Annotated in this window: 26 protein-coding genes; 13 read left to right on the top strand and 13 right to left on the bottom strand. The window is 56.9% G+C overall.

What is annotated here, in order from left to right:
* Positions 1-2: 2 nt before the first annotated feature.
* From ACYZT4_RS09335 to pstS, 6 genes are all read right to left on the bottom strand, one after another.
* Positions 3-638: a hypothetical protein gene (locus ACYZT4_RS09335; RefSeq protein WP_461987178.1), complete on the bottom strand. Its 636-nt coding sequence runs from the start codon at positions 636-638 to the stop codon at positions 3-5.
* Positions 638-1,336 (bottom strand): hypothetical protein, encoded by a 699-nt coding sequence (locus tag ACYZT4_RS09330; RefSeq protein ID WP_461987176.1) that lies wholly within the window; start codon positions 1,334-1,336, stop codon positions 638-640. The genes ACYZT4_RS09335 and ACYZT4_RS09330 overlap by 1 nt, the downstream gene beginning before the upstream one ends.
* Before the next feature lie 99 nt (positions 1,337-1,435).
* Complete coding sequence (pstB, locus tag ACYZT4_RS09325; protein ID WP_218232072.1) at positions 1,436-2,197, bottom strand: phosphate ABC transporter ATP-binding protein PstB; 762 nt, start codon at positions 2,195-2,197, stop codon at positions 1,436-1,438.
* 74 nt (positions 2,198-2,271) lie between these two features.
* Positions 2,272-3,165 carry a phosphate ABC transporter permease PstA gene (gene pstA / locus ACYZT4_RS09320; RefSeq protein WP_461988616.1) on the bottom strand — a complete coding sequence of 298 codons (894 nt, stop codon included), beginning with the start codon at positions 3,163-3,165 and terminating at the stop codon, positions 2,272-2,274.
* Positions 3,165-4,130 carry a phosphate ABC transporter permease subunit PstC gene (gene pstC / locus ACYZT4_RS09315; RefSeq protein ID WP_461987174.1) on the bottom strand — a complete coding sequence of 322 codons (966 nt, stop codon included), beginning with the start codon at positions 4,128-4,130 and terminating at the stop codon, positions 3,165-3,167. Before pstC ends, pstA begins: the two co-directional genes overlap by 1 nt.
* A gap of 71 nt (positions 4,131-4,201) precedes the next feature.
* On the bottom strand, positions 4,202-5,233 hold the full coding sequence (pstS, locus tag ACYZT4_RS09310; RefSeq protein ID WP_461987172.1) for a phosphate ABC transporter substrate-binding protein PstS: 1,032 nt from the start codon (positions 5,231-5,233) through the stop codon (positions 4,202-4,204).
* A gap of 158 nt (positions 5,234-5,391) precedes the next feature.
* Between pstS and ppk2 the strand changes: the two genes are divergently transcribed.
* Positions 5,392-6,309 (top strand): polyphosphate kinase 2, encoded by a 918-nt coding sequence (ppk2, locus tag ACYZT4_RS09305; RefSeq protein ID WP_461987171.1) that lies wholly within the window; start codon positions 5,392-5,394, stop codon positions 6,307-6,309.
* A 51-nt stretch (positions 6,310-6,360) separates the two neighbouring features.
* On the opposite strand, the gene ACYZT4_RS09300 is transcribed toward ppk2, so the two are convergent.
* Together ACYZT4_RS09300 and ACYZT4_RS09295 are read right to left on the bottom strand one after the other, a co-directional pair.
* Positions 6,361-7,494 carry an aminotransferase class V-fold PLP-dependent enzyme gene (locus tag ACYZT4_RS09300; RefSeq protein ID WP_461987170.1) on the bottom strand — a complete coding sequence of 378 codons (1,134 nt, stop codon included), beginning with the start codon at positions 7,492-7,494 and terminating at the stop codon, positions 6,361-6,363.
* 140 nt (positions 7,495-7,634) lie between these two features.
* Positions 7,635-8,669, bottom strand: a complete 1,035-nt coding sequence (locus tag ACYZT4_RS09295; RefSeq protein ID WP_461987168.1) for a sensor domain-containing diguanylate cyclase — start codon at positions 8,667-8,669, stop codon at positions 7,635-7,637.
* A gap of 185 nt (positions 8,670-8,854) precedes the next feature.
* Here ACYZT4_RS09295 and ACYZT4_RS09290 point away from each other — a divergent pair, with 185 nt between their 5' ends.
* Entirely contained in the window at positions 8,855-9,292 is a 438-nt protein-coding gene (locus ACYZT4_RS09290; RefSeq protein ID WP_461987166.1) for a hypothetical protein, read from the top strand.
* A 190-nt stretch (positions 9,293-9,482) separates the two neighbouring features.
* Here ACYZT4_RS09290 and ACYZT4_RS09285 read toward each other — a convergent pair whose 3' ends face one another.
* Positions 9,483-10,523, bottom strand: a complete 1,041-nt coding sequence (locus tag ACYZT4_RS09285; protein ID WP_461987164.1) for a DUF1214 domain-containing protein — start codon at positions 10,521-10,523, stop codon at positions 9,483-9,485.
* A gap of 149 nt (positions 10,524-10,672) precedes the next feature.
* Positions 10,673-11,869, bottom strand: coding sequence for a patatin-like phospholipase family protein (locus ACYZT4_RS09280; protein WP_461987163.1), 1,197 nt, complete (start codon positions 11,867-11,869; stop codon positions 10,673-10,675).
* Positions 11,870-12,068: 199 nt separating this feature from the next.
* Between ACYZT4_RS09280 and ACYZT4_RS09275 the strand changes: the two genes are divergently transcribed.
* The 3 genes from ACYZT4_RS09275 (at position 12,069) to ACYZT4_RS09265 (ending at position 13,754) form a co-directional block, all read left to right on the top strand.
* On the top strand, positions 12,069-12,371 hold the full coding sequence (locus tag ACYZT4_RS09275) for an ArsR/SmtB family transcription factor (RefSeq protein WP_461987161.1): 303 nt from the start codon (positions 12,069-12,071) through the stop codon (positions 12,369-12,371).
* A gap of 61 nt (positions 12,372-12,432) precedes the next feature.
* The gene (locus tag ACYZT4_RS09270) at positions 12,433-13,407 is read left to right on the top strand and encodes a zinc-dependent alcohol dehydrogenase family protein (RefSeq protein WP_461987159.1); all 975 of its coding nucleotides are present in this window, start codon (positions 12,433-12,435) and stop codon (positions 13,405-13,407) included.
* 41 nt (positions 13,408-13,448) lie between these two features.
* Entirely contained in the window at positions 13,449-13,754 is a 306-nt protein-coding gene (locus ACYZT4_RS09265) for an antibiotic biosynthesis monooxygenase family protein (protein WP_461987157.1), read from the top strand.
* A 59-nt stretch (positions 13,755-13,813) separates the two neighbouring features.
* Here ACYZT4_RS09265 and ACYZT4_RS09260 read toward each other — a convergent pair whose 3' ends face one another.
* Complete coding sequence (locus tag ACYZT4_RS09260; RefSeq protein WP_461987155.1) at positions 13,814-14,854, bottom strand: DMT family transporter; 1,041 nt, start codon at positions 14,852-14,854, stop codon at positions 13,814-13,816.
* 287 nt (positions 14,855-15,141) lie between these two features.
* Between ACYZT4_RS09260 and ACYZT4_RS09255 the strand changes: the two genes are divergently transcribed.
* The 7 genes from ACYZT4_RS09255 (at position 15,142) to ACYZT4_RS09225 (ending at position 21,926) form a co-directional block, all read left to right on the top strand.
* Entirely contained in the window at positions 15,142-16,833 is a 1,692-nt protein-coding gene (locus ACYZT4_RS09255; protein WP_461987153.1) for an Hsp70 family protein, read from the top strand.
* A gap of 3 nt (positions 16,834-16,836) precedes the next feature.
* Positions 16,837-18,201, top strand: a complete 1,365-nt coding sequence (locus ACYZT4_RS09250) for a J domain-containing protein (RefSeq protein WP_461987151.1) — start codon at positions 16,837-16,839, stop codon at positions 18,199-18,201.
* Between the two features lie 53 nt (positions 18,202-18,254).
* The gene (locus tag ACYZT4_RS09245) at positions 18,255-18,938 is read left to right on the top strand and encodes a nucleoside triphosphate hydrolase (RefSeq protein WP_461987148.1); all 684 of its coding nucleotides are present in this window, start codon (positions 18,255-18,257) and stop codon (positions 18,936-18,938) included.
* A gap of 228 nt (positions 18,939-19,166) precedes the next feature.
* Positions 19,167-19,373 carry a hypothetical protein gene (locus ACYZT4_RS09240; protein WP_461987146.1) on the top strand — a complete coding sequence of 69 codons (207 nt, stop codon included), beginning with the start codon at positions 19,167-19,169 and terminating at the stop codon, positions 19,371-19,373.
* Between the two features lie 694 nt (positions 19,374-20,067).
* A complete protein-coding gene (locus ACYZT4_RS09235; protein WP_461987144.1) occupies positions 20,068-20,454 on the top strand; it encodes a hypothetical protein in 387 nt (128 codons plus the stop codon).
* A 208-nt stretch (positions 20,455-20,662) separates the two neighbouring features.
* Positions 20,663-21,130: a hypothetical protein gene (locus tag ACYZT4_RS09230; RefSeq protein ID WP_461987142.1), complete on the top strand. Its 468-nt coding sequence runs from the start codon at positions 20,663-20,665 to the stop codon at positions 21,128-21,130.
* A gap of 226 nt (positions 21,131-21,356) precedes the next feature.
* Positions 21,357-21,926, top strand: coding sequence for a hypothetical protein (locus tag ACYZT4_RS09225; protein WP_461987140.1), 570 nt, complete (start codon positions 21,357-21,359; stop codon positions 21,924-21,926).
* Between the two features lie 256 nt (positions 21,927-22,182).
* Here ACYZT4_RS09225 and ACYZT4_RS09220 read toward each other — a convergent pair whose 3' ends face one another.
* Positions 22,183-22,455, bottom strand: coding sequence for a hypothetical protein (locus ACYZT4_RS09220; protein WP_461987138.1), 273 nt, complete (start codon positions 22,453-22,455; stop codon positions 22,183-22,185).
* Positions 22,456-22,736: 281 nt separating this feature from the next.
* On the opposite strand from ACYZT4_RS09220, the gene ACYZT4_RS09215 reads away from it, so the two are divergent.
* Entirely contained in the window at positions 22,737-24,095 is a 1,359-nt protein-coding gene (locus tag ACYZT4_RS09215; RefSeq protein ID WP_461987136.1) for an MATE family efflux transporter, read from the top strand.
* A 22-nt stretch (positions 24,096-24,117) separates the two neighbouring features.
* Here the strand turns inward: ACYZT4_RS09215 and ACYZT4_RS09210 are convergent, their stop codons facing one another.
* On the bottom strand, positions 24,118-24,672 hold the full coding sequence (locus ACYZT4_RS09210; RefSeq protein ID WP_461987134.1) for a GNAT family N-acetyltransferase: 555 nt from the start codon (positions 24,670-24,672) through the stop codon (positions 24,118-24,120).
* Positions 24,673-24,925: the final 253 nt, after the last annotated feature.

The raw sequence follows: 24,925 nt of genomic DNA, 5'->3' as shown, positions 1-24,925 counted from the left end.
TTTCAGGAGGAAAAAACTTCTGAGCGTTGTTGCGCTGGCTTTTTATGCCTGAGCGGTTGCTGTCGAGCCAGCTGTGCCTGAACTTCAGCGGCTGCCTGTAAAACTCTCTGCGCCCAGCTCGCGTCATCCGGACGCACGACCACGACGCGAAAACCGTGGTCATAGCCTTCAATCTGCACACCCTCGGAATCATCGACATGCAAGTCGATATCGAATGCCGGTGGAAATTTCGAAGGGGCGTTCGAAAGCCCATGCGCCGTCAGGGCATGGTGATGCCGAACGCTGTTGACCACGCCGTCAACGTGGATACCGTGCAGTAACAGCCAGCGCCTGATGTAAGACGGTGTCCGACCGGATGACGTGTAGACCCAGATGCTGCATCCCTGCCGGCGCAACTCTCGGGTTAGGTCGCGTGTTCCCCTGCGCAATGGCTCACCCAGCCAACGATGAACAAAAGCGGGCAACCTGCTGTGCTCGACGGCGCAGTGATGGGCCTGACAGGCCAACGTGTCATCTATATCAAACGAAATGCGTACGCGTTGACGCCTGAACATGTCCATCGGGATAGAACGCTTGATGGCTTGCCACCCCCGGCTGCTGGAAATACGGCATTTGTCGAGCATTGGATACCTTCTCATCAATGGCCCCCCTGATAGACGGGCATTGGTTTGTCGCTCACAAAGAATTCCATAGGGTCCGGGGCTTGCTCTTCCAGGAAGGCTGCATATTTTTTCTTGATCTTGGGCAATTCGTACAATGCCTTGACACCATGCTTGGCTGAGTTACGTATGACGGATGACGGGTTGAAGTAACCCTCGGCGTTGTCCAGCGTCAGCACGAACGGAGGCAACCCTGCGCGCATGAGCAAATAACTGACGATGAGCGATCCCGTGCGGTTATTGCCCTCAATGAACAATTGCGGCTTGCTGAGGATTCGTACATAGACACCGGCCGCACGCTTCCAGACGGATTCGCTGCGGTACGCGCAGTACCAGTTATACAAGTCCTTTATCCCACCTTCAACGTTGTTGAAAAAGTGTTCCTCGGTAGCCGCAAGGTGCTGGGCGTATTCCAGGCGGCGTGCCGGGTCTCGCCCGCAGAGAACGGTGGCGTTGATCTCCAGCATCAGATTCAGTTGCTGAAGATCGAAAAGGTCGACGCCACGTGCGACGTAGTCGTCAATCAGTGCATAGCCATCAAGCACATTGCGCAGCACTTCGTCAGTCAAGGGATCACGGGGCTCGGTAAAGTGCCTGCTGAGCTCGGCGAAGCGACCCTGCACCTTACGCAGTGCACGCTCAATCGCTGGCAAGTCAAGACGACGCTTTGCGGACATTGGCAATCCTGATGAGAGGTGTGAGGGTTAAAAAGACCGAATGCATGCCAATGCGTTTTGGCCATTGGCTGCTTTCGGTCTTGACCGGGCGTTTGTCGATCAGCTGAATTTGCCGCTGATGTAATCGCTCGTCATTTGTTCCCGGGGATTGTCGAATATCTGGGCAGTCGGGCCCATCTCAACCAGATAGCCGGTGCGCGTGCCCTGGGAAATATCCACCGAGAAAAATGCCGTCGTGTCAGCGACACGGATCGCCTGCTGCATATTGTGGGTGACCAGAGCGATGGTGTAATCCTTCTTCAACTCGACCATCAGTTCCTCCACCCGGCGGGTGGCGATCGGGTCGAGTGCGGAGCACGGCTCATCCAGCAACAGCACTTCTGGCTCGGTGGCGATGGCGCGGGCGATACAGAGCCGTTGCTGCTGGCCGCCGGAAAGTGACAGGCCGCTGACCTTGAGCTTGTCCTTGACTTCATCCCATAACGCCGCACCTTGCAGGGCGTGCTTGACGCGATCACCCAGATCGCCTTGGTATCGATTGAGGCGCAGGCCAAAAGCGACGTTATCGAAAATGCTCATTGAGAACGGGTTTGGCTGTTGAAACACCATCCCGATGTAGCGGCGGACCACCACTGGATCAACACCCTTGCCGTAGACGTCTTGCCCAAGGAAATGCACATGCCCTTCGAAACGGAAGCCTTTTACCAGATCATTCATCCGATTGAGGCTGCGCAGCACGGTACTCTTGCCGCAGCCGGAAGGGCCGATAAATCCGGTAATCTTGTTTTTTTCGATCGGCACATGGCTGTCACGTACCGCCATGAAATTGCCGTAGAAAATCTTGTCCAGCTTGCAGTCCATGACCACAGGTACCGGGGTCTCGAGCGGGGCGACTTTTTGCGCAGATAATACATTCACACTATGTGCTCCCATTCTTAAAACTTTGGCTTGCCGAAGATACGGCTGACGATATTCACGATCAGCACGATCATCACCAACACCAGCGAGGCCGCCCATGCGAGCTCGAGCTGATTGTCGAACGGCATGCCGGAGAAGTTGTAAATCAACACGGCAAGCGATGCGGTCGGATTCATCACCGCCAGGCTGCCGTCGTGATAGATCCAGTAGTTGCTGAACAGGGCCGTAAACAACAACGGCGCGGTTTCGCCGGCCGCACGGGCCACCGCCAGCATCACACCGGTCAGGATCGCTGGCAGGCCGGTAGGCAGTACGATTTTCCAGATCACCTGGGATCGAGTGCAGCCCATCCCGTAGGCGGCGTCCTTCATGATCTTGGGCACCATCCTCATCGATTCTTCAGCGGTCAGCACAACGATGGGCAGCATCAGGACTGCCAGCGCCACGCCACCTGCCGGTGCCGAGTAAGTACCCGTGGTCATCACCACCAGGGCGTAGGCAAAAACCCCGGCCAGAATCGAAGGCAGCCCTGTGAGCATCTTGGCGGCAAAGCGCGCGGCATTGGCCAGTTTGCTCTCCGGCCCCAGTTCAGCCAGAAAGATGGCCGCCATGATGCCGATCGGAACCGCGATGGCGGCCGCGATACCGACCATGACGAAGGTGCCTGCCATCGCGTTGCCGAAGCCGCCGCCCGTCTCGAAACCGGTCGGCGGCAGTTCGGTGAATACCTCCAGGCTGAGGCGGGCACCGCCACGCGTGATCAGCATGTAGAGCACGGAGATCAGAGGCACGCTGGCCAGCAGGGCGCCAGCCCAGACCAGAGTGGTCAACACCAGGCTGCGCAGGGCGCGGCCTTCAAACTTGCGCTGCAGACTAGGCAGCGCAGCGATAGAGGACGTGAGGTCAGTCATCATTTGGTACCCCGCTGGGCATAGACCATGATCATGGATCCGATGACGTTCACGATCAGGGTGATCATCATCAGGACCAGTGCGGCATACATCAACACCTCGATCTCGGTCGGTCCCGCTTCGGGGAAATTCAGCGCTAACAAGGCCGCCAGCGTGTTGGCCGGTGCAAACAGAGAGAGCGAAATATTGTTCGAGTTGCCGACCAACATGGCCAGGGCCATCGTTTCACCCAGCGCCCGGCCCAGCCCCAGCACCAGCGAGCCGAAAATACCGGTGGCAGCGGAGGGCACCATGACCTTGAGAATCGCTTCCCAATGAGTGGTACCCATGCCGTAGGCCGCCTGTTTGGTTTTCATCGGAACGCCGGTGAGGGCATCCTGCGAAACGGCGGCAATGGTCGGCAGAATCATGATGGCAAGTACCAGCGCGGCCGGTAGCAATCCCGGTCCACTCAAGGTCGTACCGAAAAAAGGTATCCAGCCAAGTTCGCTGTTCAGCCAATCCGTGAGGGGTCGAATGGCCGGGATCACCACGTAGATTCCCCACAATCCATAAACGACGCTGGGAATGGCCGCGAGCAATTCGACAATGGTGCGAAAAACGGCCGCCAGTTTCGCCGGCAGGAAATCCTGGGTCAGGAAAATCGCCATGCTGACGCCGAAAAAGCCTGCGATCGCCAAGGCGATGAAGGCGCTGTAGAGCGTGCCCCAAATGGCCGGCAGAATGCCGTACTTGCCCTGGTTCACGTCCCAAACGGTCCCCAGAAGTACGTCAAAACCGTGTTTTTCCATGCCTGGAATGGCCTTGCGTCCTACCTCGAATACCAAGGCAAAGACCAGCGCCAGAACGAGAACCACACCTACGCGCGCAAGGGCGCGGAAGGTGCGATCAACCAGGAAATCCTTTGCAGAGGGGGGGCGGCAGGCAGAGTCCGGATTAACCGGTACGACAAATGGTTTGTTCATGGGCTATTCCGGCGTAGAGGAGAACTCCTCGGCGAGGCTGAAAGCACACGCCGAGAGAGGCCTCGCGAGCGTCACTGGATGTTGGCGGAAGCTTTGCGAACCTGATCGACGACCGATTGCGGCAGGGGAATGTAACCCATCGAATCGGCAATTTTCTGACCCTCGGTCAGACTGTACTCGACCATTTCACGCATGGCTTTGGCCTTGGCCGGGTTCTCGTTTTGTTTGCGGAAGATCATCCAGGTGTAGGAAGTGATCGGGTAGGACTTGGCACCGTCCGGATCAGGCAGCCAGGCCACCAGACTTTCAGGCATCTTCACCGCCGCCAGAGCCTCGGCACCGCTCTCTGCGTTCGGCACTACGTACTGACCGGCCTTGTTCTGCAATTGGGCAAAGTCGACCTTGGCCAGCTTGGCGAAGCCGTACTCAATGTAGCCAATGGCGCCCGGGGTCTGGCGTACCGTGGCGGTAACACCATCGTTCTTGGGCGATTTGATGAATTTGTCGCTGGCTGGCCAGTTGACCGTGTTGCCTTCACCCAAGTCCTGTTTGAACGCCGGGTTGATGGCCGCCAAGTGCTTGGTGAATACTGCGGTAGTACCGCTGGAGTCGGCACGCACGACAACGGTGATCGGCGTAGCGGGCAGTTTCAGCTCCGGGTTGGCCGCAACGATCTGGGGATCGTTCCACTGGGTGATCTTGCCCAGGAAGATGTTGGAGTAAACGTCGCGTGGCAATTTCAGCCCTTTAGGACTGCCCGGCAGGTTATACGCCAGCACGATTTCACCCGCCGTCATCGGCAGCAATTGCGCGCCTTCGGCCACCTTGGCGATGTCCTCATCTTTCATCGCCGAGTCGCTGGCGGCGAAATCAACGGTTTTGTTCAAAAAGTCCTGCACACCCGCGCCGCTGCCTTTGGACTGGTAGTCCACGGTGACGCCTTCGGATTTTTTGCTGAAATCCTTGAACCATGTGAGGTAGATAGGCGCTGGAAAACTGGCGCCGGAACCGGTCAGGCGAACGCTTTCTGCAGCGAAAGACACTGAGGTGGCACAAAGAGAAACCGTAATGGCGAGCGCAGCAGACTTCATCAAACTTTTCATCGAAGGAACTCCTTGTGATAACGGGCTCCCGGAACTCTGCAACAATTTTGTTACGCTTTTATGAAAATCGAATGGCGCTGGATGGCCGGCCATGTAATTACTTCGTAACAAGTTGCGACTATGACTGAGTCAGGCCCTTCCTCACGCGAGTTTCTCCCATGCTCTCAACCGAAGACACCTTGATACAGCGCATCCACCGTGAACTGCTTGATCACAGCGATGAAGAGCTGGAACTGGAATTATCCGAAGACGGCACTGACTTGAATGCGCTGTTCGATGAGCACTTAGCGGAGGGCAGTGAGAAGGAAGCGCGAAGGGTTTATTTCAGCGAACTCTTCCGTTTGCAAGGCGAACTGGTGAAGCTGCAAAGCTGGGTGGTCAAGACCGGCCACAAAGTCGTCATTCTGTTCGAAGGTCGTGATGCCGCCGGCAAAGGGGGTGTCATCAAGCGCATTACCCAACGGCTCAACCCTCGCGTCTGTCGGGTTGCCGCGTTGCCTGCACCCAATGACCGCGAACGTACCCAGTGGTACTTCCAGCGCTACGTCTCGCACCTGCCGGCAGCGGGTGAGATCGTGCTCTTCGACCGCAGTTGGTACAACCGCGCCGGGGTCGAACAAGTGATGGGTTTCTGTAACGCCGATCAGTACGAGGAGTTTTTTCGTACCGTCCCAGAGTTCGAAAGAATGCTCGCACGCTCCGGCATTCAGCTCATCAAATACTGGTTTTCCATTTCCGACCAGGAACAGCATCTGCGCTTTCTCAGTCGCATTCACGACCCGCTCAAACAGTGGAAACTCAGCCCCATGGATCTGGAGTCGCGTCGCCGCTGGGAAGCCTATACCAAGGCCAAGGAAATTATGCTGGAGCGCACTCACATCGCCGAAGCGCCATGGTGGGTAGTGCAAGCCGATGACAAGAAAAAAGCGCGACTCAACTGCATCCACCACCTGCTCGGGCAGATGCCCTATGAAGAAGTGGAGTTACCGGTGATCGAACTGCCGCAACGCGTGAGACAGGAAGACTATTCCCGCAGCCCGACGCCACCGGAACTTATCGTGCCTCAGCGCTATTGAGTGAAGCTGAAGCGGGGCGCCCTGCACGGGGCGCAGCCGCAGGATGAGCGCTTAGTTAACCAACACCTCGTCCAGTGCCTGCTCAAGGGTGCTGACCGTACGCTCGATATTGTGCAGCTTTTCGAGTCCGAACAGACCGATGCGAAAGGTTTGGAAGTCGGCCGGTTCGTCGCATTGCAACGGCACTCCGGCGGCGATCTGCAGGCCGTGGTTGGCAAATTTCTTACCGTTCTTGATGTCGGCATCATCGGTGTAGCTCACCACTACGCCAGGGGCCTGAAAACCGGCTGCGGCCACGCTTTTGATGCCTTTGCCGGTCAACATTGCGCGCACCCGATCACCCAGAGCCTGTTGTTCGCCGCGGACCTTGTCAAAACCGTAGGCTTGCGTCTCTTTCATCACTTCGTTAAACCGCGCGAGTGAATCGCTGGGCATGGTCGCATGGTAGGCATGTCCGCCCTGTTCGTAGGCCTGCATGATCTGAAGCCACTTTTTCAGGTCGCACGCGAAGCTGCTGCTATGCGTCTGCTCGATGCGCTCGAGGGCCAACGAACTGAACATCACCAGGGCGCAGCAGGGGGAGGCGCTCCAGCCTTTTTGCGGTGCGCTGATCAGCAGGTCGACTGCGCATTTGTGCATATCCACCCAAAGCGTGCCTGAGGCGATGCAGTCAAGCACGAACAGGCCACCCACCGCATGCACGGCGTCGCCGACGGCCCGCAGGTACTCATCGGGCAGGATAATCCCTGATGAGGTTTCAACGTGGGGGGCGAAGACAATCTGCGGCTTCTGCGCCTGAATGGCTGCCAGCACTTCGTCCAGAGGGGGTGGGGCGTAGGCCGCCTGGCGACCCGTGTCGACCGGTCGGGCTTTCAGCACCGTAGTGGCCGTCGGGATGTTGCCCATCTCAAGGATCTGGCTCCAGCGATAACTGAACCAGCCGTTGCGTATCACCAGGCATGGCTGGTCGGTGGCAAACTGTCGCGCCACCGCTTCCATACCGAAGGTGCCGCTGCCCGGAACCACCGCAACCGCCTGGGCGTTGTAGACCTGTTTCAGGGTCCTGGAAATGTTCTTCATCACGGCTTGAAAGGACTGTGACATGTGGTTGAGCGAGCGGTCCGTGTAGACCACCGAGTACTCGACCAGCCCTTCGGGATCGACACTGGGATATAGCTTTGACATGGATTGACTCCTTTGGCAGAGATATCAGTGGTATCGACCCTGCCCTAAGCCTCGGCAAATGACAAGATTGCCCGCTCACGGTGGGGCCGGCATCCTGTGCCTCCGGGCAGGTTCAGACCCAAAGCTGACCTTGGACTTCCCTACAACCGTTGACCGTTTCGCTGCTGTTTCACCTTATACATCTCGCGGTCTGCCAGCTTTGTAGCCTCGTCCACAGTCATGCTGCCGGGTATCACTGCCACTACCCCGACACTTGCGCCGGTGTATTGAATATCACCAAGACCGTGACCCAGCTCATACCGCCCAATCGTCGCTTTGGTCAGTCGATCCTGGAGTCGTTCGGCGGCATGCCGCCTGTCTTTTGCCGGGTCCGAGTGTCCCGATGGTGTGCCCAAGGCGATCACGATGAACTCATCACCTCCCGTTCGCCCGATGATGTCGCTGGTTCTAAGGCCATGTTGCAGTTGAGCGGCGACGCCACGCAGAAGCTGGTCTCCTGCCAGGTGGCCGCGGGTATCGTTGATGAACTTGAACCCATCCAGATCTATGACGCCCATGAGTATGTATTTGCTCTCCCGCTGAGCCAGGGCGAACAGGCGCACGGCATCGTTCAGGATGGCACGCCGGTTGGACAGACCGGTGAGTGGGTCTGTCAGGGCCAGCTTGGTCAACTCGGCGTTGGCAGCCTGGAGTCGCTCAACGAGCAGCCCGCGTTCAAGGGAATATCCCAGCAACCCGGACAGCAGCCTCAGCAGAGGTTCCACTTCAGGAGCGCGGGCGACCTGAGCCGAGCTGGCGGCGCACACCGTCCCCAGCACTTGCCCATCCTGGGATCTGATAGGCGCGCTCACGTAAGTCCGGATGCCCAAGGCCGCCGCAGCCTGCGAGTCACTCCAGCATTCGGCAACGTTATCCGAATACATTCGATTCTCGTCCAGCGCCCGCTTGCACAGCGTATCTGCCCAAGGCACCACCAGCCCTTCAGGAATCACCATGTCACCGACGTTGCGTGCGAACTCGACACGCTGGACGCCCTCGTCGGTATCAATGGTCGTCAGGTAGGTCGACTCCATACCGGTTACCTGGCTGAGAAGCGTCAGCAAGGGGCGCGTAAGCTGCTCCAGGGTTTGGGCTTTTGGAAGGGTATCGGAGAGAAGAGAAAGAATCTGATCCATTGGGCGTGCCGATAGCTAAGTGGTCCTTCAATTATCGGCTAATCGGCGGATTGCTGAACAGTGCAGGGCGTCGCCAAAACAGATCACCCGCCATCGGGTCGGCAGGTCTCGTCGCCGAGGCGGTCGCGTGAGTTGCTACCTATCACCATGGTCACGCTCAAGAACGCACCAGAGTTGCCGACGTAATGATTCAACTATCACCGTTCTTAGTGATGGAAAAATTTCAAGGAGGCTCTGTGCCACGCTATCTATCACTCACCTGTGTGGCAGCTGTTCTGATTACGCCCCTTGCAGGCTGCTCCACCCCGACGACTCCGCCCACTTCCGTATCTACCAACATCGATTATTCGCAGCGGCGTTACGAAGACACTCGCTTCGATAAACCGGGAATTTCACTACTGGTGCAAACCATCAGCTTTAAAACGGATATCGATGGGTGCGAAATATTAGCTCAAAAGCACTATGAAGAAGCGCTCGCGAACAGTGCGAAACTTGCGAATATCTACGGGCAAAGCATTACACCTCAAACGCTGCAAAGCATGAAACGTATGCAGGTGTTGAACTGTATGACCGGTATGGGAGCGAATGCTGAACTCGGCAGAGGCTGGACGGTAGTCAAATAAGTTGTTTATCAGGATATCTACGGTTGGATGCCCTCGGGCGGAGATGATGCTAGCCACTGAATGATTTAGTGGGTACGGTTAGCTTCATTTCCTCCTTTAGTACTGACCGATTCTGGCCGATTTCAGCCTGTCGCGAAGGGCTGTAAACGACCCATAGCTGCCGCTCGCCACGGGTCGAATCCGACAAATATTAATTGATCGCTTTGGCGTCGGGAAACTTCCACGAGCCATTGAGAATTTCGGCTTTAGGTCTATACAACCTCACGGTGTAATTCCAGCCTTTCACTGTCGGCAGGCAGTTAGCAATCTTCGTCTCGCAGCCACCAAACTGGATGGTAATCGAGCCATCATCAGATTTTTTTGCCGTCAGATTGTTCAGCGTGTAGGCATTGGCCGCGTTCTTCTCGAAATAACCTTCAGCGTTATAGAGGCTGACTGACCAGAAACCATCGACGGGAACGTCTTTGACGGTGAGGCGATACACGGTCTTCCCATCATTGTTAACCGGCGTCACGTTAAGGTAAATCGCGTCCTTGTCTGGGTTTCCGCCCCAAGCGGCAGCCGAACCCAACAGGTGGCGCACAGGGTCAACGTCGGCCTTGGTGCCAAAGGCTTTTTTGAAATCGGGGAGGGTCGAAGAAAGCACCAGCAGTGCATCTCGAATTTTCTTCTGGCTGGTGGCTTCCCACTGTGGCAGCTCCAGCTTGCCGGGACTCTTCTGGCTTACGCTGATGGCGTCCTGCAACGTGTGGACTTGTTTGACATCGTCCGGGTTGTTGGGGTCGACCAGTGTACGGATAGCGGTTAGCACATAACGCGTGCCAACGTTTTCACGGGTCAGTGTGTGAGAGCCAGCCCCGTAGAATACGTCGGGGGTGTAGTGGTCTTCATTGATGATTTGCAACGCCATGAAGCGCTTGCCGGGATCGGGCAGTGTGAGGGTCACCGGCCCCGCATCGAGGTCGAAAATTCCCGAGCTGTAAAGCGTATCCCGGTTGAGTCGTATGACGGTCTGGTGATCGATGTCGGCGGCTTCGCGACGATGAAGCAGCTTGCCGAGGCCACCCTGTTTTGCCAGTGAGCCCATGTACAAGTCTGACTCGGCACGTACAAAGTTATCGACTGTCACTGGCATCGCGTCCGGCTTGGGTGGCACCTCATTGGCTTGAGCCACGGTCATCCACGTTAAGGTGGTGCACCCCAGAAGGGTGAAAACAGTTTTGCGCATCATATGATTCCTTTCCGTCCGCCGGGTGACCTGCTCGAAGGCAGGTAATGAATTAGCGTTGACACTATAGCCGGAGAAACACCAGCAAGATGTCCGCTTCTGGCCGACTGCTGCCTGTCACGATGCCAAACTAAGACTGTGCGCACAATCGATTAAAGCCCGGGATTGTCCGAGTACGGCGATTTACGCCACGGATAACCCTTCGCGCTGAGTTGAAAAGCGTAATCAAACAAACGCTTCATGTACTCGCCATCGAATTTCCGATCATGCGTTACGTCAAAGTCGGCGCCAATGTACGCAAGATTGAAATCCGCTCCATCCTGCTGCGCCATGCGGTAAATGCGCTCCAGGTCGCTGATTCCCTGAGTTTGCAGCAATGCACTGATAGCTCTACCGCCGATGTTCAAGGTACGGCGCTTCGTGCCGGACCACTGCGGTTCAAGCGTGCCATTGCGAATGACATAAAAACGTCGGTCGAGGCGCAAAGGGGCTCCGGCCGATTTGCTCAGCGCGATCATGGTGCTGGGAGGGTAGAGAAACACCTGAGTAATGACCCCACCATCTACGTGCATTTCCTGAAACTGCTGGCCGTCAACCTCCACATCGATCATGACGGGTGAAACGGCACCGGGAATACTCATCGACGCGAGCATGATGTTGCGAAAGAGCTCGAGCGCTCCTGGTGAGTTGCTGGCGGCAATCGCGCCCATGTTCCAGGTGACTGGCCGCCCGGAATCAAGGTCGGTGGTGCCGATCATCAGTATTCGGCCTTTGGCGTATTCCGCCGCAATCGCCGCAAGAATTTCCGCCGTGACGTAAGTTGCGATGAGCCGCGACAGTGGCTTGCTGTCCGCTATACCGTCGCTGGCAAAACGGGTTAACACGTTGCGCGAATGAAAAATGTCTTTGGGGCCTATGGCGTTGGAGACATAACGAATCACGCCGTCGTACTCAGCGCCCAAGTAAGCAAATGGGGCCACCAGAGCCCCCGCGCTGATACCCGTGACAACCTTAAACACCGGACGGGTTCCCTGTGTGGTCCATCCAGCGATCAGCCCCGCTGCGAATGCGCCTGCATCGCCACCGCCGGACACTGCCAACATGTGGGCCAGCGGAAGGGTATCGGTCGGCATCCCGGCCTCCGCGAGGATTTGGCTCTCGCGTTTGTTCGACAGCACCGCATCTTCAATGAACGGCGTCAGGTCTTGATCCAGCCGGTAGCGCGCATCCGGGATGCCCGGAATGACGGCTTTTTCCGTCAAAGTCGGCGGCACAGCGTCCCGGCGTGGCAGACACGCTTGTAGAAACAGGTCCAGAGAGGCGCCAGGTCTGAGCGGGAATGGTTTCAAAACGCCTCCACCGGCACTGCCGGTCGGTAGCACGTGCGCTGGTCGGGAACGAGAAAGTCCTTATTCGTGGTGTTCTTGAGCGTAGTGACATAGAGCCTGATGCGCACGCACCAAGCGTCCGTTTTTCGCTGGTGGCTGTCTTCTCACCGCAGTTAACTTCCGTATTGACATATCGGTAAATCTCGATATTATCGCGGCTATGGAATTACTCGAAATATTCAAAGCCCTCTCAAATCCCACACGCCTTGAAATCCTGAAAGGTTTGAAGGACCCCGCAAAGAACTTCCCTCCGCAGGATGAAGGTGACGTTCTCACGGTCGGAGTCTGCGTCAGTAGTATTCAGGAAGGTATCGGGCTGTCGCAGTCGACGGTGTCTGGTTATCTTGCAACCCTGCATCGAGTGGGCCTGGTCGAAGTCCGGCGCATTGGTCAGTGGACCTACTACAAGCGCAATGAAGCCACCATCAGTGTTCTTGCCGAGATCATTGGGAAAGAGCTGTAATCTTTTACTGCTGGATATCTAGATATCTCGATATCCCTTATTGTCGATACGAGGATTTACAATGAAAGCGATGATTCTTAAAGCATTTGGCGGCCCGGATTCGTTCGAACTCTGCGACGTGCCCAAGCCAGTGCCGCACGCGGGACAAGTCCTGGTCCGTGTATTCGCAACGTCCATCAATCCATTGGATTTCCAGGTCCGACGTGGCGATTACCCCGACCTGGTGCCACTTCCGGCGATTACCGGTCATGACGTATCTGGCGTTGTCGAAGCAGTCGGGCCGGGCGTGACGGCCTTCGCTCCAGGAGACGAAGTCTGGTACACCCCGCAAATTTTTGACGGGCCAGGCAGTTATGCCGAGTACCACGTTGCTGCCGAAAGCATCATCGGCAAGAAACCTCCCTCGCTGAGCCATCTTGAGGCGGCAAGTCTGACCCTGGTGGGCGGGACGGCTTGGGAAGCACTGGTCGTGCGTGCGGCGCTGAGAGTGGGGGAAAGCGTTCTTATACACGGCGGCGCGGGAGGCGTCGGTCATGTCGCGATCCAGTTGGCAAAAGCCATGGGAGCAAAGGTCTTCACGACTGTGCGCGAAGTAAATGCCGAATTCGTACGAAGCTTGGGTGCCGATGTGATTATCGACTACGAAAAGGAAGATTACGTCGACGCGATCAATCGGGAAACGGATGGCAGCGGAGTCGATGTGGTGTTTGACACCATCGGCGGGAACACCTTATCCCGCAGCCCCGACGTCCTCGGCCAACTCGGTCGCGTTGTCACCATCGTGGACATTGCCCAACCGCAAAACCTCGTTCAGGCCTGGGGCAAGAACGCGAGTTATCACTTCGTCTTCACCCGACAAAACCGCGGCAAGCTGGATGAGTTGAGCACGTTGATAGCACGCGGTCAGTTGCGCCCGCACATTGGCGCCGTCTATTCACTGGCCGACATTGCGCTCGCGCATGCGCGGCTGGAGAGTCCCAACAACGGTATCCAGGGAAAAATCGCGATTGCAGTCGAGCCGTCGCTCATCGTGTAAGTGCGTACTTTTAATCGATTCAGTCATTTCAGAGGTACGCCATGATCTACGAGATCGCTCTACTTCCCGTTCACAAAGAACGCATCGACCTGTTCAGAAGTGCATTTGCCGAAGTCGCTCCTTTGCTCACCCGCGCAAAAGGTTACTGCGGGCACATGCTGGCCCAAGGGATCGAAACCCCGCATCAATTCAATTTGATCGTGCGCTGGCAATCACTCGAGGACCACACGCCGGGCTTCGAAGCGAGTGATGACCAACGGCTGTTCATGATGGGGCTGGAGGAATACTTTTCGGAAGAGCCCACGGTCTACCATATTGAGGGGCCAGCTTTTACTGCAGATGCATAGGATGGAACACACAGCGATGTGAGCAAACCTGCCTGGTCCGGTCCATACACTCCATGGGCCTAATGGGTATGCCGGTGATGGATATCCGGGAAGTGTGGATGGCTGTGCCGGATCTGCGCATGCTCATGAACATGGCTGTGTGCGCCTGTTCCATTCCACTCGAACGAATGTTCGTGTTGGTGATGCTCATCGTGAACATGACGATGCCCATGGATCAGGGGCAGGTGTTGGTGCTCGTGCGCGTGGCTTTCAGTAAGGTGAAGCCACACCCCGATTCCCATCAGGACAGCAGCTGACCAAAATGACAGTGACACCGGCTCGCCCATCACCAGGATTGCGATGGCCGCCCCAAGGAATGGCGCGGTTGAAAAGTACGCGCCTGTACGCGCGGAACCGAGACCCCGCAGAGCAAGGACAAAGAACACCAAACTGACGCCATAGCCCAGAAAACCAAGCACTAACGTAGGCGCAAGCACCGAAAGCTCAGGCAGCCTGGATCCCAGAAGCAGTGCTAGCGAACAATTGACCCACCCAGCGACCAGACCTTTGAAACCTGCCACAAACAGCGCGTCTGAAGCAGACACCTTGCGTGTCAGGTTGTTATCGATCGCCCAGCACAAACAGGCCAGCGAAACCGCCAATGGCCCCGTCCAGTCATGAGCCTGTATCGTTCCCGAAGGCCAGGCCAAAACCAATCCGCCAGCAATGATCGCAATCATGCCCAACACGATGCGTCGATCAGCGTTCTCCTTGAACACGATCCAGGCCAATAACGCTGTCAGCACAGCTTCGAGGTTAAGCATCAGGGAAGCCGTTGCGCCAGACGTCCTGGTTAATCCAAACATCAGCGCAACGGGCCCAAGCACGCCCCCGAACGCGATTGCGCCAAGGAGCCAGGGCCACTCAGATGACGCGAGGCCAACCTTTTTCCAGCCACGGTCACGGATAAGGCGAACAACTGTCAGCCCCAGACCACTGCCCAAGTAGAGGAGGCCTGCGAGCAATACCGGGGAGACGTCGAGACCCAGCAGTTTGGCCAGCGGCGTACTGGCACCGAATAACGCGGCGGCGGCCAGCGCATACACAATGCTCGGATTCATGAATAGCACCGCACCAGAATGTCGTGAGGAGCCATCATACCCACGCCATAACCTAGCGCGTAAACCAATTCGCCGGCCGCGCCAGCCCCATATGTTCCCGCAACGTAGTCCCGCTGTATTCCTGCAGGTTTTTTTCCTTATTCAGGACGAGACAATTGGCTAAAGCTACCGCCCGCACTGCCGATAAAATCAGCCATGGATTTGCGTACCGCCGGTACCGCTGCAATGACTGACCAAGCGACCCCAGTGCTTTAAGGCCCGGCCGCGTCATTTAAGGAAAAGTGATAGTGATCATTGGTATCGACCTGGGCACCACCAACAGCCTCGTGGCGGTCTGGGATGGCGAACGCGCCCGGATACTCCCCAATGCGTTGGGCAATCTCCTCACGCCCAGCGTTGTTGGCTTCGACGACCTGGGTCAACTGGTCGTCGGGGAAATCGCCCGCGAGCGGTTGCACACCCACCCGCATCTGACGGCGTCCCTGTTCAAGCGCTACATGGGCAGCGCCCGTGAAACGTTGCTCGGCGGGCGTGCCTGCCGCGCGGAAGAACTCTCGGCAATGCTGCTGCGCAGCCTCAAGGCCGACGCCGAGCGCGCCTTGGGCGAGCCGGTTCACGAAGCGGTGATCAGCGTGCCTGCCTATTTCAGCGATGCTCAGCGCAAGGCTACGCGGATCGCTGGTGAACTGGCCGGGCTGAAAGTTGAAAAGCTGGTCAACGAACCGACTGCCGCCGCGTTGGCCTACGGTCTTGAACAGCGAAACGAAGCGACCTTCCTGGTGTTCGACCTCGGCGGCGGCACCTTCGATGTGTCGATTCTGGAGTTGTTCGAAGGCGTCATGGAAGTTCGCGCCAGTGCGGGAGACAACTTCCTCGGCGGTGAAGATTTCGATGACCTGCTCGTGGAACATTTCATCGCCAAAATCGGCGCCGCGGATCTGCCAGACACCAGCCAGCCTGCCATCGCGCAGCGGTTACGGCGGGAAGCGCAACGGGTTCGCCATGCTCTCGGGCAGATGCAGGCCGCACGCTTTACCCTGCGCGAACCAACGCAGGAATGGAGCATCGAGCTGACCCAAGGCGACCTTGCGGACATCGTTCGTCCCTTGCTCGACCGCTTGCGTGCGCCCATCGAGCGCGCCATGCGTGACGCGCGGATCAAGGTCGCGGACCTCAACGAAATACTGCTGGTGGGCGGCACCACGCGCATGCCGCTGGTGCGCAAACTGGTCGCGTCCCTGTTCGGACGAATCCCGGCCATGCAGCTCAACCCGGACGAAGTGGTCGCGCAGGGTGCGGCCATTCAGGCTGCACTTCATTCCCGCCACGCCACCCTTGAAGAAGTGGTGCTGACCGATGTCTGCCCCTACACCTTGGGCATCGAGACCTCGGTTCAGCAAGGTACCGGTTTCCAAAGCGGCCACTACCTGCCGATCATCGAGCGCAACACCGTGGTGCCAGTGAGCCGCTCGCGTACGGTTTCCACGCTCAGCGATAACCAGAAAGTGGTCAGTCTGGCGATCTATCAGGGCGAAAGTCGGCTGGTGAGCCACAATATTTTTCTGGGTGAACTGGAAATCCCCGTGCCGCCGCGGAAGGCCGGTGAAGTGACCCTGGATGTACGTTTCACCTACGACAACAACGGGTTGCTCGAAGCCCAGGTGTACTTGCCCATCAACGGCGAAACCCGCCGGCTGGTCATCGAGAACAATCCCGGTGTCCTGGCGCCTGAAGAAATCGCCCAGCGGCTGGTCGCCCTCGAAGCACTGAAAGTGCACCCCCGCGATCAGCAGGTTAATACCCTGCTGCTGGCCCGACTGGACCGCTTGTATCAGGAAAGTCTCGGCGATGGCCGACTTCATATTGCCGGGCTGGCGAACCATTTCCAGCAAATGCTCGACACTCAGGATGAGCGCCAGATACGCGAGGCCCGCAGTGACATCACCCAGCGCCTTGCTCATTTCGAGCGAGAGGTTTAAGCCATGATGAACCACTGGCAATTGCTCAGCCTGACCCCGGACGCGGACGAACGCAGCATCAAACGCGCCTATGCGCGGCTGCTCAAAACCCACCGCCCGGACGAAAATCCCGATGAGTTCCAGCGTCTGCGTGAAGCCTATGAAGCCTCGCTGGCCGAAGCTCGCTGGCGTGCGCAGGCTGATGAGGACGTCGCACCGTTAGTCGTCAGCGTGCCAACCCCGGAATGTCCTCCGCTGGTCATCCCGGTGGAAAGCGTCGACACCTCAACCGCCATCAGCCCTCCAGAGCCTTCGCTTGAGCAGATGCAGCAATGGTTGGCCGAGGGTAAAGACCGACAGGTCATGGACGCGCTGCGCCTTTGGCTCGCCAGCGACTGGCTAGTGCCTTTCGAGCGCCGCCAGCAATTCGAGCAAAACGTATTGGATTGGCTCGAATCCGCCCCGCAATGGTCGCCGGCCTTTTTCGATGGCGTGTGCAAAGTCATGGGGTGGGACGAAACCCAAGGCGATTTACCGTGCGACTACTGGCGTTGGGACCGTCTGATCCGGCGCTGCGAAATACAAGCCCTGGAGGAGACCGTGCGCGGTGAACTCGCCAGATTCGACGCCGATAAAATCCATGGGCAGGCCGCCGCCTTGCTGTTGAAACCCATGAGCGACCGCCGTCGTCGTGGATTGGCCGACTACTTTACCGGCCTCGACTGGCAGCGCTTCACGCAGCTGGCGCAAACCATCGAAAGCCAATACCCCGAGCTGCCCGAGCGTCTTGGGCTACAACCCCTCGACAACTGGCGGGATTGGTTACCGGCCACGAATTTTCGAGGGGTTTACCTTTTCCTGTGGTTCGCGTTGTCCGCTTTAGTCGTGCCTTCGTTGCTGGCTGGGCCCATAAAAAGGGATGGGTTGCCTTCCTTGCTGATCATGCCGCTGTTCATGCCAGTGGTAATTTGGTTGGGCATGAAGGCCTACCAGATCTGGTCCACCGTCGTCGTGTATGTGGGGTCGCTGGATGTGCTGCTGAGCCAATGGACAGTCCCGCGCCGTTGGTACCGTCAAGGCGCCGGGCTCTTGCTGCTACGCCATATACTCCCCAGCGCATTGCCCGCAGCCCTGGCATTCGCTTGGTCCAGCAATGTGCCGTGGCTACGCTGGGTTAGCCCAGTGCTCGTGTTCGTTGGCACGCTGTATTTCACCAACATAGCGCTGAGCGGCGGCAAGGTTTCGATGGTGGTTCGGGCTGCCAGAGCAATCAAACTGAAGCTCGCGCAGTTGCCTTGGCACCTGCTACAGCGCGAAGGCATCCTGGTTTTCTGTGCGGTGGTTGCGATGGCGATTTGGGTTTATGCGCATATGGATGTAAGCGTTTAGGAGCATCCTGTTGAAGCCGCCGGCGTCGCACCCGCCTGAAAGGAACAACCCTCTTGAAAAAACAATGCCCCATCACCTTGCCTGAATTGGCAAAACACCTGACGGAGCGTGCCGGCGACGGCCGCCTCCTGATTGCCATCGCTGGCGCGCCCGGCTCGGGAAAATCCACCAGTGCCGAGCAACTCTCGGTGCTACTCAACGGTTCCGCCAGCGAGATAGCCGCCGTGTTCCCCATGGACGGCTACCATTTCGACGACATCGTCCTCGACGCCCGGGGCCTGCGTTCACGCAAAGGGTCGCCGGAAACATTCGACGTCGCGGGCCTGCGCCACATGCTTGAACGTCTGCGCTCGAATCAGGAAGACGAGATCGCCGTCCCGGTGTTTGACCGCACGCTGGAGATCGCCCGTGCCGGTGCTCGCCTAATCTCCCGTGAAGTGAAAGTGCTGATTGTGGAGGGTAATTATCTGCTGCTGGATTCGGCACCCTGGTCGGGGCTGGCGCGGTACTTCGATCTGACTGTTTCGATCCGGGTTTCGGAGGAGGAATTACGTCGGCGGTTGGTGGAACGGTGGCGGGGGGCAGGGCTGTCTGACGGTGAGATTGAGGCCAAAGTTGAAGAGAATGATTTGCCTAATGGGCGCACGGTGATCGCCGGTTCGGTGGCTGCGGATTTCGTGATTGAAATATCCGATGGTGGCCGCTCACACACTTCTGGCCCAACCGCCTCCCTGTAGGAGCGAGCTTGCTCGCGATGGACTAAAGAACACCGCACCTATCCAGGAAACCCCCGTTTTCGTTCACGACCATCGCCGGCAAGCCAGGCTCCTACAGGTTCTGCGTGAACCCTAAATCCCGAACATCCCCCAATTCGGAGGAGCCTGGCTTGCCAGCGTTGACATTCACGAAATCGCCATCGTCGGCAAGCCGTCTCTTTCAGCGACTGCCTATCAAGGACCAAACCAATGATCGACATCTTCATTGAAGTTGCATTCCGCGGTGTCTGTTTTCCCATTGGTTGGCCAGTCATGAAGCTCGTGACACTTGGTAAATACCCATCAACAGGCGCATGGCTGACTCACACCCCCGAAGCCGAATGGACGTGTGCGGCGGGGCTGGTAGTGCTAGTTATGGCGACTATGCTCTTGCTGGGCCAGTTCACGTTCGAATAGTCTGTCTGCGCTGGTATCTCGTGGGCAGCGGAACACCAGTGACCACGTCGTCCCTGCATTGTGGGCACATTCCCAGGAGATGATTTATGAGCGCTGCCGACATACCCATGGGGCAAGTGGTACGAGGCTACATAACGTTTGTAGGGAGTGATGAACCCTGGATCGGAGCGCAGTTCATGAGCTTCAGCTATAGCGCCAATGGACAGCGGTTTCACAAGTCCCTTGGCGACACCCTTGACGCTTGGTCAACGGCAACTCTTCGCAAAGCCACATACGGACTGAAGGTAGGCGACCCGGTGTCGGTTTGGTGCTCTCTAAGCGACCCAGAAGTGTGTTGCATCGGGGAAAAACCAGCTCAAAAACCAGCGATGGTGCGTTTTTTTGAGGCTATTGCAGGGCTAGGGGGGTTGTGAAATTAGTTGGTGCTATCAAGGCCGACGTCCGACTTTGTGTATGTTTTGCGGTATTTGTTGTGTAGGCATGCTGGTGCATCCGATGCCTGAATCTCGGTATGGAATGGCGGCCTCTGGTCTTGTTCATGTCGTTTTGACCGGCTGAAAACGACCCAAAGCGGACATTGCCTGTAGCTGAAGTTGACCGACCATGAATCCGTATTGCAGCATGGATTTCACGTGTGGCAGCGCTGTGCGGCCACTCTGTAAGCGCTACCTTCGCACCTAACCGGAAGAAGCTCATGATCATGGTGTTACCGAAGATCGAACTCAAGGAACTGTCGGTGAAAGCTGAAGCAGACGGTTTAACGCTGAGTGATCTTGTCCCCATTTGCGAAAGGTTCGGCGTTGCACCGCATGATGTGCTGAACGAGCTGTCAGTCGCGGTTGCGGAAGGCTATCTACAAGGATCTCTGCTCTATGATTTTTGCGACGGTGTTATGAACGGGATCATAAATGCTGTGGTTGAAGTAGGCATGACTAACGACATGCCTCAGCCCGCTTTCTCTCTTTACCAGGCATTCGATCAAGGTGAATGGTTCCGCAGTAACGACCCACCGAAAACTGACCCCAGTGAGAAATACACGAAGCCGGTAGTCGAGGAAATAATGCGTACCCTTAGAGACTAGCTTTCACAGATCGAGAGGTTTTCACTCTTCGGCTGGAAGGTAGTGGATCGAACGCCGCTTTTGGCCGATTGTTGTCTACTGGGACGGGCAACAACCCATTGCCGCCGGTGGCGACAGGCGTCATTGACCCATAGCGGACAATGGAACAAAGGCCTCGCCGTCAGCTGATCTATTTCAACAATAACGACGATGAAAGCGAGGCAAGGGAATGAAAATGGGATTTAGGGATGATCTAATCTGTTCAATGGTTTTGATCACTATCGTTCTCGTTTACGCATCTAGTGGTGGCAACACGCTTTACTTAGGCTTCTGGTATCTCATTGGAGTGCCAGTGGTAATGCTGCTTCCAGGCTTGATTCTACGTTCTCGGGCCCTGTTTCTAACTGGAACTACAGCCGCAGCGGTTGTCACTCTTCTGGTCTACATGGCGATCGTATCCAGCTCGGGTCGTGATGGCGGTCTCGTTGGGTTGGGTCATTTATTTTCTGTCCCGGGGATGGTCGTCGGCACAAGTGTTTCGGCTTGGTTGTTGAGGTACCGTTTAAATACGAGCTTGCCGTGGTTTGTCGCGGGCTTTGCGTTTTTGGGAGCCGGCTTCGGTTTCATGATTGCCCAAGTTATCGTGTGCACCACCGCTATGTACTGCGGCGCACTATCGATGGGTGATTGGAATTAACTGAACGAGTAAAGCAAGAAGTCGGATCTATTTTGATTTTCACAGGAAATAACTTCTTCCTCTTTTTAGATGGGTCGGTGGCAGGGGGAAGGGCGTCCAGTAGGAAGATTCAGGTGAAAGTTCAGGGGAATGATTTGCCTAATGGGCACAGGGTGATCGTCGGTTCGTCAGCTGCGGACTTCGTTCTTGAAATGTCCAGTGAGTAAAGTAGTTGATCAGAAGAATAATGAAGTCGCAACTAACTAAAAATGTTTGGTTTTTATGGGTCATCGGCATTTTCTCGCTTCCCCCAGGCGCTGGGTCGTTGGCTGTTGCGTCAGATCCGCCCAGTGAACGATGCGAGGTTGCAGATTTTAGATTTACGGCGACGCCATCAGAGTGCGCTTTATTAGAATCTCATGGTTCCAACGTTGTGACGTTTGGCGTGCAATTAACGGATATGCGCATTGTCGAACAGGACATAGTTCGAGACTCCCACATGATCGTGCGCCTGAGGCCCGTGGTATCTCGGGCTGCTCGAGGCTTTGTAATGATCGATGGGCTTCAGCCAACTGCAGTGGTGGCCGGACGCAACGTGTATAACTCACGAGGCTTTACCGGATACGAGTATCGGGGCGTGGACGATCAGCCTGTTTATGTTGGTAGAGGACTCACGACTTTTGAGGGTAATCGTATTTTTGGAAATGATGTTGAAGTGCTTTATCAATTTGATCGTAGGCGCGACGATCTTGAATCAATAGATGACCAGTTGCTGAAACTGCTTCAGCGCATTGATGTTCAATTGATCTCGGAGTAGGCATGCTCGCACTGCGCTAAATATGATTCTTCAGCTTTTTTGCGTTATCGATTCGTGCAAAAAACTGATTTCACTTACAACAAAGGAGACGGATTTATAGTTTAGAACGGGCCGAAAATAAATCGACCGCAAAATAAATCCGTCCCCTTTTTTGTCCCTTTTTTGGTCCCCTTTTTTGAAAGCGGACAAGATTTATGCCGCAGAAATTACGGTTTCTGTCTTACGGAACACGGGCGCCTTCAGCGCCCGTTTTCATTCACCCCTTAACCTGCTCCCGCAACCGCCGCCCAATCACATCCATCAAATCACACCCATCCCGCAACGGAATGGCCAGCAACAACGAAAAATCCTTCAACACCACTGTGTCGCAACCAAGCTCCGCACGAAAGGCAATATTCTCCAACACCTGCGTAACCGTCCGAATCCGGTAATCAGCCGCTGCCTGCAACACGTCGAGCGGCGCTTGGGTATCAATCAACAAAGAAGCCGGAATCATGTCGATTCCAGTAAGCGGCATGTATCTTTCCATAGGTAAATCTCCGATCAAGGCAAAAGTGAAAGCGCTTTGGAATCTCGATCGTCAGGTCGCCAAACCCGAGCCACCTTCACGGGCGACGGGACCGACTATAAGCCTCCCCACCCCAGCCGGGAAGGTGACGCATTCCGAGCTTTACGTAGGATTTTTTATCCCGTCCTAGGCCTAACAACCAGCGCTTTTAAACGCCCCCAACATTCCTTCAACTTTCCTCATCCCCACTACCGCTATCCTCTAGAATCACATCCCCCGCACCCGAGCCGGACCGCCACCCAATGCAAACCCCGACCACCCCAAATCCCCTCTGGAAAACCTACCTGCTTTTCCTCGCCCCGATGGTCCTGTCCAATTTCCTTCAATCCATGTCGGGCACTGTCAACAGCATCTACATTGGCCAAATGCTCGGCACTCAAGCGCTGGCGGCGGTGTCGGGCATGTTCCCCATCGTGTTTTTCTTCATTGCGCTGGTGATCGGTCTCGGCGCGGGGGCGGGGGTGTTGATTGGTCAGGCGTGGGGCGCCAAGGCAGTGCATCTGGTGAAGACCATTGCGGCGACTACGTTGCTGTTGGGCGCGATTATCGGGTTGGTGGCGGCGGTGTTAGGCAGTGTGTTTGCGCGCCCGGCGTTGCAGGGGTTGGGCACGCCGGCGGATGTGTTGGATGACGCGGTGGCGTATGCGCACGTGATGATGTGGATCATGCCGTCGTTGCTGGTGTATGTGCTGTTCACGCAGTTGCTGCGCGGGGTGAGCGATACGGTGTCGCCGCTGGTGGCGTTGGTGGTGTCGACGTGTATCGGTTTGGCGCTGACGCCGGCGTTGATTCGTGGGTGGTTTGGCTTGCCGATGATGGGGATTCAGAGCGCGGCGTATGCCGGGTTGGCGGGCAACCTGGCGGCGATGGGGTGGTTGGCGTGGCGGTTGATTCGGCGCGGGCATCCGTTGGCGCCGGATCGCGAGATGTTTGCGGCGATGCGCCTGGACCGGGCGATTCTCGGCAAGGTGTTGCGCATCGGTTTGCCCACGGGGTTGCAGATGGTGGTGTTATCGCTGTCGGAGTTGGTGATTCTGGCGCTGGTGAATCAGCACGGTTCGCAGGCGACGGCGGCGTATGGCGCGGTGACGCAGATCGTCAATTACGTGCAGTTTCCGGCGTTGTCGATTGCGATCACCGCGTCGATTCTTGGCGCACAGGCGATTGGCGCCGGGCGGGTCGAGCGCATCGCGCCGATTCTGCGCACGGGGCTGATGATCAATGTGTGTTTGACCGGCAGCCTGGTGTTGCTGGGGTATGTGCTGTCGAACTGGCTGCTGGTGTTGTTCCTCACCGAGGAATCAACGCAGGCGATGGCCGAGCACTTGCTGCACATCATGCTCTGGAGCCTGTTGGTGTTCGGCTTCCAGGCGATCATCGGCGGGATCATGCGCGCCAGCGGCACAGTGTTGGTGCCGATGCTGATTACCATTTTTTGCGTCCTCGGCGTGCAGTTGCCCGTGGCGTATGCGCTGGACGGGCAGTTCGGGTTGCAGGGCGTGTGGATGGCGTTTCCGGTGGCGTACCTGGGGATGCTGGTGTTGCAGACGCTGTACTACAAACTGGTGTGGAAGCACCAGAAGATTGAGCGGTTGGTGTGACTTGCCTTCTGCGCACGAACGGTCATGAACGAGGTTCGGGACGTTGCGACGCATCCCATTGCTCTTTCGTCAGCCCGTAACACTTCCATTCCTTGGGTGCCGTGGACAGGTTCATGACCGCGTCGTAAAGATGCACCGCGCCCAGTTTCAGCGTGGCTTTTTGCGAGCGGAGGTTGGTGGCGGCGATGTGAAAATACACGATGGGGTACGCGCTGAAGGCGTGCTCCACCATCAATTGCTTCAGCTCGCGATTGGTGGCACCGCCCCATTTCTCCCGCACCAGAAAGGTGAAGCCGATGGCGATGCTGTCTGGCTGATCCGGCGGCGTGTAGTAGCTTGAGCCGCCGACAATCTTTCCCGTCTGATTATCGATGACAACGAGGGCTTTTTTCGTCTCCAGCAGCGAGGCGAAATAGGGCTCGAACACCTCGCGTTTATAGCGATCCGAGGCGGGGTGCAGGGCCCAGATAGCCGAATCACCGGCCGCCTCGAACATGGGATCGAGATCATCTTCCGTCTGGGGGCGGAGGGTCAGGGTGTTGCCGTGTAAGACGGGTTGACAGTCGAAAGCGGGCATCGGGGCATTTCCATTGGAGGCCATTGGGCATGCAGCCAGTCTAGGGCGACGGCGGACGAAGGAAAGGTCCATTAAGGCCGGTATTGGTAGAGCCATCGCCAATTTTCAGTGAACTCCTTTTCCGCGGCCAGCCGAAATCCTGTGTAGGAGCGAGCCTGCTCCGGGCGGCGTTCCGACGATGGTGGCCAACGAAGAAGCGGGGTACCAGAATCACCCCGGCGCCCTCAGGATTTTCGCGAGCAAGCTCGCTCCT

This window comes from Pseudomonas sp. GB2N2, from assembly GCF_054897705.1.
This window is presented reverse-complemented; position numbering and strand designations above follow the sequence as displayed.